The organism is Shewanella sp. FJAT-52076 (assembly GCF_019457455.1).
GTDB classification, from domain to species: Bacteria; Pseudomonadota; Gammaproteobacteria; order Enterobacterales; family Shewanellaceae; genus Shewanella; species Shewanella zhangzhouensis.
In genome coordinates, this window is the sequence record NZ_CP080415.1 from 1,159,336 (window position 1) to 1,175,873 (window position 16,538).

The 16,538-nt window shown below is 54.3% G+C and carries 15 protein-coding genes; 8 read left to right on the forward strand and 7 right to left on the reverse strand.

All coding sequences use genetic code 11. From position 1 onward, the window contains the following. Window positions 1-8: 8 nt before the first annotated feature. Window positions 9-1,010, reverse strand: a complete 1,002-nt coding sequence (locus K0H79_RS05065; protein ID WP_220067057.1) for a peptidase U32 family protein — start codon at window positions 1,008-1,010, stop codon at window positions 9-11. 143 nt (window positions 1,011-1,153) lie between these two features. Here K0H79_RS05065 and K0H79_RS05070 point away from each other — a divergent pair, with 143 nt between their 5' ends. From K0H79_RS05070 to K0H79_RS05080, 3 genes are all read left to right on the forward strand, one after another. Next, a complete protein-coding gene (locus tag K0H79_RS05070; protein WP_220077532.1) occupies window positions 1,154-1,666 on the forward strand; it encodes an SCP2 domain-containing protein in 513 nt (170 codons plus the stop codon). Between the two features lie 141 nt (window positions 1,667-1,807). Then, window positions 1,808-2,872 carry an HlyD family secretion protein gene (locus tag K0H79_RS05075; RefSeq protein WP_220077533.1) on the forward strand — a complete coding sequence of 355 codons (1,065 nt, stop codon included), beginning with the start codon at window positions 1,808-1,810 and terminating at the stop codon, window positions 2,870-2,872. Further along, a complete protein-coding gene (locus K0H79_RS05080) occupies window positions 2,862-3,938 on the forward strand; it encodes a DUF2955 domain-containing protein (RefSeq protein WP_220077534.1) in 1,077 nt (358 codons plus the stop codon). Before K0H79_RS05075 ends, K0H79_RS05080 begins: the two co-directional genes overlap by 11 nt. 1 nt (window position 3,939) lies before the next feature. Here K0H79_RS05080 and K0H79_RS05085 read toward each other — a convergent pair whose 3' ends face one another. Then, window positions 3,940-4,191, reverse strand: coding sequence for a YfhL family 4Fe-4S dicluster ferredoxin (locus K0H79_RS05085; RefSeq protein ID WP_203326332.1), 252 nt, complete (start codon window positions 4,189-4,191; stop codon window positions 3,940-3,942). Between the two features lie 416 nt (window positions 4,192-4,607). Here K0H79_RS05085 and K0H79_RS05090 point away from each other — a divergent pair, with 416 nt between their 5' ends. Then, a complete protein-coding gene (locus K0H79_RS05090) occupies window positions 4,608-4,850 on the forward strand; it encodes a hypothetical protein (RefSeq protein ID WP_011759119.1) in 243 nt (80 codons plus the stop codon). Window positions 4,851-5,000: 150 nt separating this feature from the next. Here the strand turns inward: K0H79_RS05090 and yegQ are convergent, their stop codons facing one another. Next, on the reverse strand, window positions 5,001-6,398 hold the full coding sequence (gene yegQ, locus K0H79_RS05095; RefSeq protein ID WP_220067061.1) for a tRNA 5-hydroxyuridine modification protein YegQ: 1,398 nt from the start codon (window positions 6,396-6,398) through the stop codon (window positions 5,001-5,003). A gap of 226 nt (window positions 6,399-6,624) precedes the next feature. On the opposite strand from yegQ, the gene K0H79_RS05100 reads away from it, so the two are divergent. Together K0H79_RS05100 and K0H79_RS05105 are read left to right on the forward strand one after the other, a co-directional pair. Further along, window positions 6,625-7,467: an HDOD domain-containing protein gene (locus tag K0H79_RS05100; protein ID WP_220067062.1), complete on the forward strand. Its 843-nt coding sequence runs from the start codon at window positions 6,625-6,627 to the stop codon at window positions 7,465-7,467. 87 nt (window positions 7,468-7,554) lie between these two features. Continuing rightward, on the forward strand, window positions 7,555-9,039 hold the full coding sequence (locus tag K0H79_RS05105) for a bifunctional diguanylate cyclase/phosphodiesterase (protein ID WP_220077535.1): 1,485 nt from the start codon (window positions 7,555-7,557) through the stop codon (window positions 9,037-9,039). Here K0H79_RS05105 and K0H79_RS05110 read toward each other — a convergent pair whose 3' ends face one another. Together K0H79_RS05110 and K0H79_RS05115 are read right to left on the reverse strand one after the other, a co-directional pair. Beyond that, window positions 9,040-9,462 (reverse strand): thioesterase family protein, encoded by a 423-nt coding sequence (locus tag K0H79_RS05110; protein WP_220077536.1) that lies wholly within the window; start codon window positions 9,460-9,462, stop codon window positions 9,040-9,042. A gap of 27 nt (window positions 9,463-9,489) precedes the next feature. Next, the gene (locus K0H79_RS05115) at window positions 9,490-10,269 is read right to left on the reverse strand and encodes an ABC transporter substrate-binding protein (protein ID WP_220077537.1); all 780 of its coding nucleotides are present in this window, start codon (window positions 10,267-10,269) and stop codon (window positions 9,490-9,492) included. A gap of 400 nt (window positions 10,270-10,669) precedes the next feature. Between K0H79_RS05115 and K0H79_RS05120 the strand changes: the two genes are divergently transcribed. Together K0H79_RS05120 and K0H79_RS05125 are read left to right on the forward strand one after the other, a co-directional pair. Continuing rightward, complete coding sequence (locus K0H79_RS05120) at window positions 10,670-14,215, forward strand: pilus assembly protein (RefSeq protein WP_258405477.1); 3,546 nt, start codon at window positions 10,670-10,672, stop codon at window positions 14,213-14,215. Beyond that, a complete protein-coding gene (locus K0H79_RS05125) occupies window positions 14,205-14,537 on the forward strand; it encodes a TapY2 family type IVa secretion system protein (protein ID WP_220067066.1) in 333 nt (110 codons plus the stop codon). The genes K0H79_RS05120 and K0H79_RS05125 overlap by 11 nt, the downstream gene beginning before the upstream one ends. 55 nt (window positions 14,538-14,592) lie before the next feature. Here K0H79_RS05125 and K0H79_RS05130 read toward each other — a convergent pair whose 3' ends face one another. Next, entirely contained in the window at window positions 14,593-15,339 is a 747-nt protein-coding gene (locus K0H79_RS05130) for an ABC transporter substrate-binding protein (RefSeq protein WP_220077538.1), read from the reverse strand. A gap of 104 nt (window positions 15,340-15,443) precedes the next feature. After that, on the reverse strand, window positions 15,444-16,481 hold the full coding sequence (locus K0H79_RS05135; protein ID WP_220078095.1) for a metallophosphoesterase: 1,038 nt from the start codon (window positions 16,479-16,481) through the stop codon (window positions 15,444-15,446). Window positions 16,482-16,538: the final 57 nt, after the last annotated feature.

Consider the following 16,538-nt stretch of genomic DNA (forward strand, 5'->3'; position numbering starts at 1 on the left):
CTTGCTCCTTACTGCCAGCGGCGCTCATAGGCGCCCAGGGTGGTGATTTGGCCTTCGGATAACTTACCCAGCGCCCTGTCCCAGTCGGCCTGAACCTGATATTGCTCAGGATTGCGCTTAAAGGTATCGATGGCGGCGCGCCACACCCGGGTAACCTGCTCTACGTAGGCCGGACTGCGCTGTCGTCCTTCAATCTTGAGCGATACTACTCCGGCACGTGCCAGCTCTGGCAGCAGGCTCAGGGTGTTAAGGCTGGTGGGGGACTCGAGCAGGTAATCCGGGGTATCGCTGTCTTCGGCGATAAAGCGCCCCTTGCATACCACCGGGTAGCCCATTTGCTCATGCCGGGAGGCCTTATCAATCAGGACTTCGTTGAGGCGGGTCAGGCTCTGATCGCCCTCTTGCTGCCAGCGTACGTGTTTGGCCGGTGAGCAGGAACCGCCGGTATTTGGGGACTGGCCCGTAACGTAGGATGACAGGTGGCAGCGCCCTTCGGCCATGATGCACAGGCTGCCGAAGGCAAAAACCTCCAAGTCCACCGGGGTGTCGGCGGCGAGATCCCGAACCTGTTTCATCGACAGCACCCGAGGCAACACCACGCGCTCGATGTTGAAAGCGTCCTTATAGAGGGTGAGCGCCCCGAGGTTGGTGGCGCTTGCCTGCACCGACAGATGCAGCGGCAGGTCGGGGTAACGATTGTGGGCATAATCCAGCAGCGAGATATCGGCAACGATCAGCGCATCGGCCTTCAGACGTGCCGCCAAATCCACCGCCTGATACCAACGCTGCTCTTCACCGGGTTTGGGAAAGGTATTCAGGGTGAGGTAGAGCTTCTTCCCCGCCGCCGCGGTGAGCCGTCTGGCCTCGGTTAACTGTTCCGGGGTAAAGTTCAGCCCGGCAAAGGAGCGGGCATTGGTATCATCTTTCAGCCCCAGATAAATCGCATCGGCCCCGGCATTAAGGGCGACCTTGAGCGCGGCCAGATTGCCGGCCGGACACAACAACTCCATAGTGTGACACTCTTCAAATATCCAAAAACGCCCGCAGTGTACCCATGTTTGTCGGCCCGGGACTTGATGTAAGACAAGAGGCTGAAACTAAAAGCCGCTTATGATGCCCTGAACCCGTTTGGCCTGAAAATAGAGGAGCCTTCATGCCTTATCCTTTTGCGGCACGCCTTGCCAAAGATTTGCTGGAAACCGCGCCTGCATTGGTGCGTTTGCCCCTGTCCAAGGTACCTTTTGCGGCCAAAGCCGCCCTGATTAAACCCCTGCTGTCGCTGCTTATGGCCGACGAAGCCAAGGCCGGTGAGCTGGATTTTCTCTCCGGTAAGTGGGTGGGTATTGAGGTAAAAGATTTGGGACTGTGTTTTGAGGTGAGCTTCGATGGCGCCATTAAAGTACAACCGCCCGGCGCGCCGCAGGTGCAGTTCAGTGCCAATTCCCGGGAGCTTTTGCTGATTGCCGCGGGTAAAGAAGATCCGGATACGCTGTTTTTTCAGCGCAGGCTCTCCATTGAAGGGGATACTGAGCTGGGGTTGATGGTAAAAAATATGCTGCTTGCCATCGACCTGGGCCGTTTGCCTGCGCCGGTACAGACCAGCCTCAGCCAGCTGGCCAATGCCCTGGTGGTTTTGGAGCAAAAGGCCGAGCCAGCCTGGGCCTGAGTGTGTCGATACGCATGTGGTCAGCGCCCGGTCTTTACCGGGCGTTTTTCTTTTGTCTTTGAGACCTTACTCTCGTTTGCTGTTGGCGGAACAGGGGGAAGCGCGCTAGCATGATGTGATTGAAATGGAGGTAAATCTGTCATGCCCGATTCTGTCAATGCGTCCAAAAAAATCAGTACCTACCTCTTTCTAACCGTGCTCGGCATCTGGCTATACAGCCTCTGGGCCGACCGGGTGACACCCATGACCACCCAGGCCTTTGTGCACGCTTATCTGGTACGCATTACCCCCGAAGTAGCGGGCAATATAGTGCAGGTGAACGTGGGTAACGATAAGCGGGTTGAAGCCGGTGAGCTGCTGTTTGAGATTGATGCATCCCAGTATCAAATTGCCCGTGAAAAGGCCCAGGCCGATTTGGAGCGGGTAGGGCAAAGCCTCGGGGCAAGCACCGCCGCGGTGCAGGTCGCACAGGCCAAGGTGGGCGATGCCCGTGCCGCGCTGGATAACGCCAAGGCGCAGGCCGCTCGGGTCGAAACCCTCGCCGAACGAGGGGTGCTCAGCCAGGCAGAGCTGGATAACGCAAGGGAGGCTGAGCAGCGTGCCCAGGCCAGTTTAGCGGCGGCCGAGGCGTCTTTATTGCAGGCAAAACAGAATCTTGGCCCAGTAGGGGAGAATAACCCTGAGCTTAAAGCGGCCATGGCTGCATTGGCGAAGGCAGAGCTGGACCTCAAACGTACCCGTGTAGTGGCACCGTCTCGGGGTGTGGTCACCAATGTGCAGCTATCGCCCGGTCAATACATGGCGCCCGGGCAACCGGCGCTGACCTTTATCGATCCTCGCGAAGTATGGATTTCAGCCATGATGCGGGAAAATTCACTGGAGCATATCCGCGAAGGGGTGAAGGTTGGACTGGTGTTTGACGCCCTGCCGGGGCGGGTATTTGAAGGTGTGGTCGACAGCATCGGCTGGGGCAGTGGCGGGGCCAATAACATCGATCAAACTACGGGCTTCGAAACCGCCCAAACCGGCAAGCAGCAGGCCAAGCGATTCCCGGTGCATATTCGCTTCGATACGGCGCCAATGGCGAACGAGCTGCGCTTTGGCTCCCAGGTGACAGTGGCTTTTTACACAGGAGAAAGCAGCGTGGGAGAAGTTCTTGCTCAGCTGTGGCTGTGGTGCTGGAGTAAGCTGACTTATGTCTCCTAATCGCGCATTGGGAGTTCGCCTTTGGTATTTCAAAGGCTTTTCCAGCAGGGCTAATCCAGTCCTCAGAATTGCCGTTGCCGCGCTGGTGCCGCTCTTTGTGCTCCAGTATCTGGAAAATCCATTGCCCATGTTGGTGTCGGTATTTGCGGTGATCATGCTCACTTTGATGCCGGGACGGCCTTCGTTGCAGGTGCTGTCGAAACTCAGCATGGTGGTGGTGGTCGCCGCCATGGTGCAGCATGCGGCCGGCATTCTGTTGTCGGGAACAGGCACCGGCTCATGGCTGTTTTTATTTGCGGTGCTCTTCTACAGCCTGTCGAGAATCCACCTGAACCCCAAGGATATCGTTGGGTTGATGATGATGATCCTGGGGATCATGGTCACCATATTGCACTGGCAATTTGCGATGACAGTATCCAATTTGCCGCTGGTTCTGGCGGCCAATTTCGTGGGCGCCATTGTGATGGTGTATCTGGTGTTTTGGCTGTTTCCAGGGGAAGAATTGGGCGCCGAAGCCGACACCGCCTGGGAGCTAACTCCCAGTCATTGGCTTAAGGTTTTTGTTAAGTCACTGTTTTTATTGTTGGTGATATTTTTACTGATTGATGCGGATAACAGCCAGAGTCTGCTGATTGCCATCACCCTTGCCAATCTCGTCAAAGACCCCAACCCCATGGCCGGGACCCACAATGGACGGCAAAGACTGTGGACCACTGCGGTGGGCGTACTGTTGACTCTCCCCTTACTGCTGGCATTTTGGCTGGATATGCACTGGTGGCTGTTGATGCTGTTTGCCATTGCTCTGGCCTTGTGGGGCAGCGCAATGGCGCTGGAGCACAAGGCTTCAATGGCAGAGTATCAGCTGCTGATGAGCAGCTTTGTGATGCTGGTTTATCAGGTCATCAGCCACGATGGCTCCAGCTCCCTCACTTCGTCCCTGACCCGATTGGGGGCCGTGGTACTGGCCGTTTTATTGGGGGTGATGTTGCTGGGGATGCTGTCTGGTCTTGGAGTGATGCGCACCGGCAGTCGTGCGACCAAGCCCGCTAAAATGGGCTTGGATTGAGTCAGAGCTTGCCGGTGAGACGGGCGTACTTAATCAGCAGCTCATCCTGAGTCTCAGGGTGCGCCGGGTCGGGGTCGATGCAGTTGATGGGGCAAACAGACACACAGGTAGGCTTGTCGTAATGGCCCACACACTCGGTGCAGCGGTCCGGATCGATTTCATAAATCTCAGCGCCCATGGCAATTGCCTGATTCGGGCACTCGGGTTCGCACATATCGCAGTTAATACAGCTGTCGTCAATTATTAAGGCCATAGCCTTGAAAAACCTCAAAATTTATCTGCCGTAAACGGCTGCGTCACTCAACATTGCTGGCCTATGGCCAATCCCGATTTTTAACGATGTGCCTGTACTGCTTATTTTAGCACTGAGGCCACCGGGGAGGCGCGATTCTACCATGGGGGCGTGGCAAAACCTAACCCGGTATCATGGGATACTGAATCAGATGGGACGGTTTGTCGCGCCGGCCGTTCTCCTCCATTGTGAAACCATTCAAGTCACTGTATCGGCGAAAGTTGCATACAAAGTGTCATGGAGCTGTGCTACTTTTTTATACAGGTACTGACCAAGGTTATTACCTGAGGCCCAGTGAAAGGGGACGCAGTCAAACCGGGTGAGTCTGAACGTGTTCTGGATGCAGCAGATTTGCTGGCAGGCAAAGGAGAAATGCCATGATGCTCGAATGGGTAGCGACAGATAAGGGAAACCAGGTCATTGAAAGCCTCAAGGCCGAGGGGTGGCGTGTAAAGGCCCAATACAGCCCCTTTGCCTTTGATAAAGGCATCGATTATGACAGCTACGAGCTGGTAAGAGCCGGTGATACCCTGAAACTGGAATGGGACAACTGGCTCGAATGGCGCCTTTGTGGGTCGGCAACCCTGTTGCAGTCGCTGAAACAGCGCTTTGAACTCTAACTGCTCTATTGGCAGCTTCAGCACGCCGCATTTTACTGCTCCCATGAAAGCGCCGGGGTGGTTGTGGGAGCTGCCAGTTCATCTATCCATTGAGATTGGTGCAATAAAAAAGCTGCGAAACTCGCAGCCTTTTTTATTGCATGGCGGGGATTATTCCACCTTGGTGGGGATCACTTCTGCTTCGCCGTGTGGGTTACGGGTGTTGTTGCCGTTTGGCAGATTGCGCAGCAGTACGCCCATGTTCACATCCACTTCGGCCGGCACCGGCAGGTACACCATGTGGCCTGAACCCAGACCGGCCTCAACAGCCTCGCCCTTACGGTTGTAGAGAGTGTCTACGGTCAGGTTGATGTTGCCCTGGGGTGTCATCAGCTCAACGCTGTCTCCCACGATGAATTTGTTTTTCACATCGATTTCGGCGAGGCCCGCTTCGTTGCGCTTACCGGTAAATTCACCCACAAACTGCTGGCTGTCGCTGATGGAGTAGCCATAGTCGTAGTTCTGGTACTCGTCGTGCACGTGACGGCGCAGGAAGCCTTCGGTGTAACCGCGGTGGGCCAGACCTTCGAGACGGGTCATCAGGTGAGGGTCGAAACCACGGCCGGCCACGGCATCTTCAATGGCCTGACGGTACAGCTGAGCGGTACGGGCCACGTAGTAGAAGGACTTGGTACGGCCTTCAATTTTCAATGAATCCACGCCGATTTTGGCCAGGCGCTCCACGTGCTGGATGGCACGCAGATCTTTGGAGTTCATGATGTAGGTGCCGTGCTCATCTTCAAAGGCGGGCATGTATTCACCGGGACGGTTTTCTTCCTGCAGCAGGAAAATTTTGTCGGTGGCAGGACCATTGCCCAGGGTTGGAGTTTCCAGCTGTACGGCGCTCTCCGGGGTGTGGATGGCAACCACGTCACCGGCTTCGTTCTCGGTGGCTTCGTGGGCGTCATACTTCCAGCGGCAGGCGTTGGTGCAGGTGCCCTGGTTGGGGTCACGCTTGTTGATATAGCCAGACAGCAGGCAGCGGCCTGAGTAGGCCATGCACAGGGCGCCGTGTACGAACACTTCGAGCTCGATGTCCGGGCAGCGCTGACGGATTTCTTCGATTTCATCCAGCGACAATTCGCGGGACAGAATCACCCGCTTGATGCCAACAGACTGCCAGAACTTAACCGATGCCCAGTTGATGGCGTTGGCCTGTACCGACAGGTGCACTACCTGATCAGGGAAGGCTTCGCGTACCATCATGATCAGACCCGGGTCTGACATAATCAGGGCGTCCGGCTTCATGGCAACCACGGGGGCCATGTCATCCAGGTAAGTTTTCAGCTTGGCGTTGTGGGGAGCAATGTTGCTCACCACGTACAGTTTTTTGCCAAGGCTGTGGGCTTCTTCGATACCTGTCTTCAGGTTTTCCAGTTTAAAGTCGTTATTGCGTACGCGCAGACTGTATCTGGGCTGACCCGCATACACGGCATCTGCGCCATAGGCAAAGGCGTAGCGCATGTTTTTCAGTGTGCCTGCCGGCGACAGAAGCTCAGGTTTAAACATATTCATTCCCGAAGAAAGTATAAAAGTGGACGCGACTCGCGGGGGCGGCATTTTACTCAATCATAGCCCCTCAGTGCAAATCTGAGTGCATAGGTCGGATATTCCGGGTGGGTTAGACTAAAATGTTGCGGGTTTGTCGTCGTATGATGTTATTTTGCACTTCGCCTGTTAGTTTGGGCTGGTATACTGCACCAATAAATAGAATAACCTTTTGATGGGAGCCAAGATGTCGAACGAGCACCAGCTTTTGGTCGGATTGCTGAAAAAGCTGAAGGACGATGCCCTGATTTTGCCAACCCTGCCTGAAGTCGCCATGAGAGTTCAGGAAGTGGTGGGAAGGCCCGATTCCAGTCTTAAACAGGTTGCAGAAATTATTGGCCAGGATGCTGCCATATCTGCCCGTATCATTAAAGTGGCCAACAGCGCCCTTTACAGCCGTGGTGTACCGGCAGAAAACATCAATTCAGCCGTTACCCGCATCGGTCTGACTCAAATCAAAGCCATTGCCACTTCCGTTGCCATGGAGCAATTGTTTATCTCCACCAATGAAATGGTGTGGGAAGTGATGGATGAAGTGTGGCGCACCTCCATCGATGTAACTGCTGCTGCCTGTTCGCTGCTGCAGATTTACAACAAAAAGCATCCGGGCAGTGGTCTGAATTACGATACCCTGACGCTGGCCGGGTTGGTGCACAATATTGGTGCCCTGCCGGTGCTGACCGAGGCGGAAGCCCATCCTGAGATGTTTACCACCATAGAGCACCTGCGCTCACTGGTGCGCAAGATGCAGGGCCCCATCGGCCGTGCTGTGCTTAAAAGTTGGGACTTTGCGCCTGAAGTGATGGAAGTGGTCGAACGCTGGGCGGACTTGCCTTATCTGGGCGATCATGTCAGTTATCTCGACTTTATCCGTGCGGCAGCCTTCTACACGGGTGAACTCAGGGCGGGCAATGAGCTTGAACAGCGTCTGGATGTGTTCGTTAAACGTGGCTTGCCGGTAAGTCCGGAAGATTTGGGCAGCGACGCGTTTCTTGACAGCTATCACTCCATCAAGGAAAGTTACGAGTAATCAAGGTCCGGGGCAGGGGCAACCCTGCCATGGAACAGGACCCGTTCTTTTCTCGCGCTAAGGAGGCTCAGTGTTAAGGTCTACCCCATGGTTTATCTGATTGCCTTCCTGGCTGCCTGCCTCTGCTTGCTGGTTTGGCTTTGGTATCGTCAGTCACGCCGTTCAGAGCTGTTTCTTCATAGTCTTACCCAGGAGTTGCTCAGTAAAGGAGAGCAGCGCCAGCCTCTGATGCTGACCGATATCCCCGAGTCTTTTTCAGCCCTGGTTCAGGCCATTCAGCATGTATTGCTGCATGCTCCTTTGCATACCACCAAGGACAAGCTTACCGGCTTGCCCAATCGGGTTGGTTTCAAACGGGCCATTACCCACTCCATGCCGCTCACATCCGGCACCCTGGTATTAATTGATCTCTATCGTTTCCGCTACGTTAATGACCTCTTCGGATTCGCCTTTGGCGATACCCTGCTGCAATTATTCGCCGACCGTTTACGTTTGATGCCGAAAAAGCCCCGTCAAATGGCGCGCATGAATGGTGACGAGTTTTTGCTGTATTTCGATACCTGTTTGGATGCCAAGGGGCTGCTTGAAATCAAGCAACTGTTGCAGCAGCCTTTCAGCATTCAGGACACCCCTGTCTCGGTCAGACTACAAATGGGGTATGTACAACTGGCTGAGCACCATGCCGATGTCAGCCAAATGCTCAGGCGCGCCGATTTGGCACTGAAACGCGCCCGCAGCGACAAAGATATGTTGGCGGCTTATCAACAGGATGATGATATCAGTCAGCGCCGTGAGCTATTTATTATCAATAACTTGCCCAAGGCGTTGGCGCACAATCAACTGTATCTGGTATACCAGCCCAAAGAATCGCTGCACCATGGAGGCTGTGAGCAGGTTGAGGCGCTTATCCGTTGGGAGCACCCTGAGCTGGGACTGATTTCTCCCGCAGAGTTTATTCCGCTGGCGGAATATGCGGGAATGATAGATTTGGTCAGTGCCTGGGCGCTGGAGCAAGTGCTGATGCAGCAGGTGCGCTGGCGCGCCGAAGGCATACATATACGGGTGGCGGTGAATCTGTCGGTGGAGGATATGCAGGAAGGCAATTTGCCATCGATGGTGGAGGCCGCACTGGCCCGTTACAATCTGCCCGGCGAGGTGCTGGCGCTGGAAATCACTGAAAGTACCCTGATGTCCAATTTGGCCCGCGCCACAGACAATATCGTCAAGCTGAGGGGCATGGGCGTAAAAGTTGCTATCGATGACTTTGGTACAGGTCACTCATCATTGGCCTACCTCAAAGACTTGCCTGCCGATGAGGTGAAAATCGACCGGGCGTTCCTCGATGGGATCATGGAACAGGAACGCGCCCGCAATATCATGACCACCAGTATCCAGCTGGCCAAGCGTCTTGGTTTTGAGGTCACTGTAGAAGGGGTGGAGTCGGACGCCCTGCGCAAGATGTTGGCCGCCATGGGGGCCGATAATATTCAGGGGCAGTATTTCGCCAGACCGATGCGGGCGTTGGAGTTGGAAATGGATCTGCGGCGTCTGGGCATCGCCAGACGCGCCTGATTAAGCTTCCAGTAAGGCAGTCATCAGCTTTGCCGGCATGGGCGTGAGCTGGCGCTGCTGATTCAGGCACACCATTTCGATATAGCCGCTGACAGCCGGGCGGGCACTTCCTTCGCGCCAGATTTCCTGTTGCCACAGGGTGCGGTACTTACTTTCTATCAATACCCGGCTTCTGACCTCAACGATGTCGGCGAATTCCACGCCTTCGTTGCACACCATGTCGCAGCGATACACGGCAAACCCCAATCCCTGCTCGAGCCACAGTCGGCGAAGTTCATTTGCGCCTATGACCTGTTCTCGGGCCCGCTCAAAGTATTTGATGAAATTGGCATGATAGACCACGCCGGAGAAGTCGGTGTCTTCGTAAAAAATCTGCACCGGATAACTGTGACATTTGGCGTGGCTGAAATCTGGTTGTGACATGAAGGACTCGCAGTATGAAAATCCGGCTCAGTTTACCCCGCCGGCGGTTTTTCTTAAACCCTGCGGGGCGGATGTGACACCGGGAATCAGGCTGTGGTATTCGCCGCTGGCCTTCAGTTGTTTGAGGCCTTTATCCAGTGCGCCAGCCAGAGCCGGGGAGTTCGGATTATTTTTATCAAATGCCACGAACAGCTCGCTGCTGTGATTGGCAATCACGGCACGAACCTCGCTGTTAACCCCCATGGTATCGAGAAACTGGGCTGCGACTCTGTCATACATTACTACGGCATCGACCTTGTCGGTCAGCAGCAGATTAATCAGCTGATATTGATTATCGACGATTTTCAGCACCATGTTGGGCAGGCTATCGAACTCATCGCCATATTCATAGCCCCTGACTATACCCACACGGGTGTCTTCGGGCAGCGACCATTTGTCTGCTGCCACGGGCGCTTTGCGGCTTAGCTGATAGAAAGATGCTGTGGCAACAAACAGGGGCTCTTCACCGAACAGAAAACGCTCGCGGGTGTTCTGTTGCATCGCAACGTTAAACACCGCATTCACCTTGCCTTGTTCGGTCAGGATCAAGCCCCGATTGTACGGTACCACCAGGGTGTCAACCTCGATACCTTCGAGGGCAAACGCTTTGGCTATCAGGCGGTGAGATAACCCTTCCCCGGCGGCATCGGCAAAAGGAGGCCAGCTGTCTTCGGCGGCGAGTCTGATGCTGGTTTCGTTGCTACTGGCTATGGTGGATAACAGCAAAAAGACGACAAAAATGACTGAACTTAGACACGGCCGGTTCATTTGCTTCCCTCTGATGGAACTCCCTGTTTTGCGGGCTATTGTACGTTATGTGATGGCAAAGCAACAGACAGGATGGTCATGAAGATTTTGCAGTCTGCCGTACTGAAAAGTGCACTTTAGTTGGTTTGGATTGTATTTTGGATGTTGTTCGATAAAAGTATTTTTTAATTTATTTAAGTTTTTGTTTTATATTTATTTAATAAATTTCAATATTAAAAATTTTACCTGATAAAACTTATGTAGGACACTCTGTTAGGTATTGCATTTGTGGTCAAAAATAGTGAGGCCACATCGCGGGTTGGTACAGTCTTTCAAAAATAATTACAGCCTCCCGTTTGAATGCTGACATCAGACCTCTGCGCAGTCAGGGGTGGCTTGATAATTTTATCCTGGATTGACTATGAGTAACGAACTTCCACCATCAACCTTGGCGGCGGGCCTCAGGGCTTGCGCGCGACTCCGGCCATCGGCCCGACAGATAATGACGGGTCTTATCAGTGTGATGGCTTGCCTCTCGTCGGCGCCCCTGTCTGCCGATGACACGTCTTTGTACGTTTATGAGTCCTCAAATCGCTCCGATGAACGGCCCCAGGTGCTCGTCATCTTTGATAACTCCGGCAGCATGGACACCACCGTATATGGTGTGAATCCGTCGTTTACCAATACAAGCGGAGATTTATCAGACGGTGAGCAGATTTATTACAGTCTTGATGCAGCAGAAACCCCGCCGAACCCGGCTAATCCTGCGGAAAAGCGCTTCTTTACCTACAAGCGAAACGCTTGTGCCAGCTCTTTTGAATTCCTGAAAGAACAAGGCGTTTTCACGGGTTTTATGCGCCACTACGTTTACAGCGGTCAAACCGGCAGCTGGGAGGAATTTCCCCGCAGCGATGGCGCCAGCATTCGCATGGTGGAGTGTTTTGAAGACATTCAGGATAAAAATTACGACAACGGCAGCGTGGCCAAAGATGGTCTTCCGGTAGACGGTGAGGGGCGTCGGGGCAGCCCTTCACCCTTTTATCGGGTCTCCAGTGGCAGCAGAGAGGCGACCAAAGAGCTGGCGATGTCCAAGGCGAAAAATACCGGGTTTGGTACAGGTAGAGTCGTTACTCTGTACACCAAGACCTACCTCACCTGGTATCACAGCAAGAAAAAGCAGGTCAATCGTACCCGTATCGACATTGCCAAAGAAGCAATAACCAACGTGCTGTTAACCACACCCGGTGTGGATTTTGGTTTGGCTATCTTTAACAGTAACGTTTACGAGGGATATGATGATGGCGGACGTATTATCGCCCGTATTAAACCTGCCACCGCCAGCTATAAAAAGGATTTGATTGAGGCCGTCGATTTGCTTGACGGGACGACCTGGACGCCGCTGTGCGAAACCCTCTATGAGGCGTATCGCTATTTTTCCGGCGGTGAAGTCTGGTTTGGTGATGATGACCCCACTCTTAAACCCTATCGCGACAAGGATGCCATCGAAGGCAAAAACTACAAATCGCCTTTTAAAGATTGTCAAAATCGCGCATACGTTGTGTATGTCACCGATGGCGAGCCCACCCGAGATACCAATGCCAACGATCTGGTACTGGGGCTGACAGGTGGTGTCGATGCGTACACAGATTCACCATCCAGTTACTTAAGCTCGCTTTCCTCATGGATGAACACCAATGATGTTAACCCTAATATGACTGGGAAGCAGAGTGTGTCTACTTACACCATTGGTTTCAGTCAGGGAGCCGCTTCCGCGGCTGGCCTGTTGCGTCATACCGCGGAGAAGGGTGGTGGCAAGTATTATGACGCTACCAATGTGGATGACTTGCAAAAGTCGTTGATGCAGGTGTTTAAAAACATCCTGGAGAAGAATGCCAGCTTTACGGCCCCGGCCGTTGCCAGCAACAACTTCAACCGTATCCAGACCTTCGATTCCGTCTACTACTCGATGTTTTTGCCAAACCGCGGTCCCCGTTGGAGCGGAAACCTGAAAAAATTCAAGGTCACTGACGGTGGCGACATCATCGATGCCAACAAAGCCAAGGTCATTGATGGTGATGGCAACATCGCCAAGACCGCCTGTTCCCATTGGAGCAGCAGCGCTGATTGCAGTGCCGGTGATGGCAACGATGTGCGCCGTGGCGGCGCTGCCGGTATGCTGCAGCGAATGCAGGCCAAGGACCGCAATCTGTTGTCGGATGTCGGCGGGCTTAAACCACTTACATTGAGTGCCGCCAGCACCAAGGCCGGTGGAAATGTCGCCCTTGCTGCCTTGCTCGGGGTTGATGAGGCTGAGGTGGCGAACCTGATTGACTGGGCCCGTGGTGTGGATGTGGATGACGACAATGACAATGGCAATCTCACTGAGATGCGCGCCGATATCATGGGCGACCCCCTGCACTCCAAACCCCTTGCCATTAACTTCGGCAGCGAGGGTTCACCGGACATTCGGGTGATAGTGGGTACCAACCAAGGTGTGCTGCACATGTTTAAGGATGAAGGTGCAAGTGTGTCTGAATCCTGGGCCTATCTGCCTTGGGAAATGCTGCCAAAGCAGGCCGCACTGCGGGAAAATCTGCCGTCGGGGCGCCACTCTGTGTACGGCATTGATGGCTCACCCGTCGCCTGGGTGAAAAGCGGCGCTTCCGGCATTCAAAAAGCCTGGCTGTTTTTCGGGCTTCGCCGTGGCGGCGATGCCTACTACGCCCTGGATATCACCAACCCAGACACGCCACGTTTTATGTGGCGCATTGATGGCAACAGCCCGGGGATGGATTTGCTCGGCCAAAGCTGGTCCAAACCTGTGGTGACTTTTATCCCAGGCAGGGAATCAAGCCCTGTACTGATTTTTGGTGGTGGCTACAGCCCGTCAAATAAAGATATCCCAGGCGTGGGTACGCCGGATAATTTGGGTACGGCAGTGTTTATTGTTGATGCAGCCACGGGCGCTCTGGTGCACAGCTTTGGCCCCAATAACGCCGGTAACATGACGGTGATGCCGAGCATCAAAGACAGTATCCCCAACGAAGTGGCCGTGCTCGATGCCAATAACGATGGCCTCACAGACCGTATCTACGCCACAGATACCGGCGGTAATGTGTGGCGGATGGATATGCCTGGGACCACCCCCAAAGATGCCAACAGGCGTTGGTCTGCCTTTAAGTTCGCCTCCCTTGGTGGCATGACGACAGGCTCCGACAGGCGATTTTTTGCCGCACCTGTGGTGGCCCAAACCGCACTGAACAATACCCTGGAATTCACCAGCCACGAGAAAGGTCGCAGCACCACAGTCACCACTGTCCAAACCATTCCCTATGATGCTGTGGTGGTGGGCAGCGGTATTCGCCCGGCCCCTCAGGATGATCAGCGCGAAGACATGTTTTTCACCCTGCAGGACCGCAATATTGGAATAAGGTCCTTCGATGGCAGCAACAAGGACAGGCTGCCTCCATCGGCTCTGACCCTGGCGGATCTATATGATGTCACCAGCGCACCACCAACCACCAAAGAGGAAGAAGTGCGTTTTGGAAAGCTGCGTGGCTGGTATTACAACTTCACCCGAAAAGGTGAAAAAAGCCTGTCGGCGGGCTCCATTATCAGGGGAAGGGTGTTCTTTACCTCCTACGTGCCTGGAAGTGCCGGTGCGCCGGGTACCAATCAATGCCTCATCCCTGGTAAGGGCTATCTCTATGGCTTTGATTTGCATAAGGGGACCCGATCTTACAATCAAACCTATCTGGAAATGGGCGAAAGTGTGCCTGATACGCCGCAGCTTGTGGTGCCAAGCAGTAAAGCCATGTACTTGATTGGTATAGGCAAGGCGCCTGAATTGATGGTGAAAACCCGCTGTGAAGATAACAACGAACACTGTGATGGCTGTCCGCCGGGGGACGAGAAATGCATCGGCGGTGGCATGAATACCAGGAAGATTTATTACTATGCAAACTGACATCCCTGTTGTCGCCTTTTTATTGGCGTTGAGTTTATCTTCCACGGCATCGGCCGCGACAGAAGCTCCGGAGCACGCCGAACGCGAGTCGTTCAAGTGCTTTATCAGCACCAACGTGGGTGATGGGGTATACGACTTCAGTTGGTACGCGGCCGATACCGCGCGCAACATGGCTGAGCTTGTGGGGCAGCGACTGGCCAACTCTGCCATGAGAGCCAAAGGTATCCGGGTTTACGCCGGTGAAGTTCACGAGTGTGTGCCCCAGGACCGTGATTTTGCAGCCCAGAAGGCCCGGACACTGGATGAGGCAATGGCACGCTAAGCACTGGGCTTCAGCACTTTGGTGCTGGTTGCCCAGGCGCATTGCTGCACTGGGCTTAGTTTAGCGTTATACTCAAAGGGGAGAGGATGGCCGTCATGCTGCCGTCTTCTTCCATACCCACAATGGCCTGATTGAAATCGTCAAGGAGTTGAAGGTTTCCCTCCCGCGTTTTCGACACCCCAAGATGAAATACCTCCTTTGCCAGAGGTTCACCCACAAACTCAAATTGCCCCTGATATTCCGCCGGGCCGTGGGCGATAAGATACTGAGCTACATTGCGGCTTATTACGATTAAATCCACCCTGCCTACCAGCAGCTTACGCAGATTCGTTTCATCCGAGTCGGCCTCTTCTGTATGTAATTTGCTGCTGGCAATAGCCGCCGGGTTGGCATAGCCCCGGCTTATTCCAATCCGTTTGCCCTGGAGTTCTGACAACTTATGATACCCAATCTGGTCCTGCTTCCTGGCCAAAAAGGCAATTTCCGTTCCCTGCAGAGGCCGCGAATAATAGGCCCAGCTTTCCCGTTCGGCCCTATACCAGAGTCCGATAATGGCGTCGGCTTTGCCGGCTTTGATGAGGGCTGTGGCGCGAATAAAGGGATAGAACTTAAGCTCTACCTGATAGCCCCGGCGCTGCAGTGCCTCTTGCACCAGAACCGCTACGGGTCCGTAATGGTCCAGTGACTCAGCATAGAAAGGGGGAAGGTCGGTAGCCACCAGTGTCAGGGTTTTGGGCTCCTGCGCTGTAACCCAGAGCGGCAGTAGCAGAAATATCAGCAAGGTTAAGCGCTTCGGCGACATAAAGCGGGTTCCAGCGGCGGGAAAGGCGGCGTTGCTTTTGAGTATAGTACGCCGCGTTTCTCCTGCCTCTGGCTGCGTCTGAGAAACAGATTGGAATAGTTGGATTAGTCACTGATAAGCGGTGATTTGCTGCCATCGTACTTACCCCGAAGCAGCGTATCCCCCTCCACCCAGAGCAATTCCCCGGCGTTACCCAGTTTGATGGAAGAATCGATGGCGATGATGCGGTTGTCATAAAGACCCAGGACCCGGGTTTGTGAGGTATGGCCAACCACTATGTGCTTGACACCAAAGTGTTTAAGCAGGGCATCGATTTGCGATTCATCCAGCTCCGACTTGAAGTAACCCCGATACCAGGTAGGCCCACCCTTATAAAACAGGAAGTTCAGTAACGGGTCTGTCTTCAGAGCGGCTTTTTCATCGTCGATATGTTTGCGGTACAGATCGTTGGCCTGGCCGATGGAAAGACCACGCTCCAGCCACTCGGGGCTGATGCCGCCGTGCATAAACAGCATATCGTTTATTTTTACCAGGGTGTTTTTACTTCTGAGCCACTGGCCGATTTCGGTATCCCTGTCGTAGAGGGCATCGTAGGAGCGACCGATAAGGGCGCTGCTGACACGGTAGCGATCGTTGACGTAGCGCAGGTCGCCCTGAAGCACCATTTGCTCGTGGTTGCCCATCAAGAGGTGCACCATGCCACCGGCGGCGCGAGCTGCCCGGTCGAGCTCGTACATCAACCAGAGCACCTCGTTGACCTCAGGCCCGCGGTCAAACATGTCTCCTGTCATCACCAGATGGCCATCCCCCAGCGCCCAGCGGTTGTTTTCATCGATGACCCTGTGGGCGCGAAGCAGGTTTATCAGCACCTGATACTGGCCATGGACATCACTGAGGGCAACCAGGGTTTTCACGCCGTTGACCTGATCCTCATCGATTGCATAGGGGCCAAACAGGGTGGGCTGGGGCAGGGCGCCGCAATGTTCGGGGCGCTGCAGCCTGGTGCCAGCCTCTGTCGTTATCAGTCGGCGGTGACAAATCCAATGGGCCTGCTTTTGGTGCGCATCATTGATGACGTACGGGCCATCATGAAAGTCTGTGTCGGCATCAGAGCCCATTTCTGCCTGCCTAAGGTCTGGCATTTTGGCCATCGCCTGAGATGCAATCGGCAGCACCAACATTGTTACGGCCATCAAGGC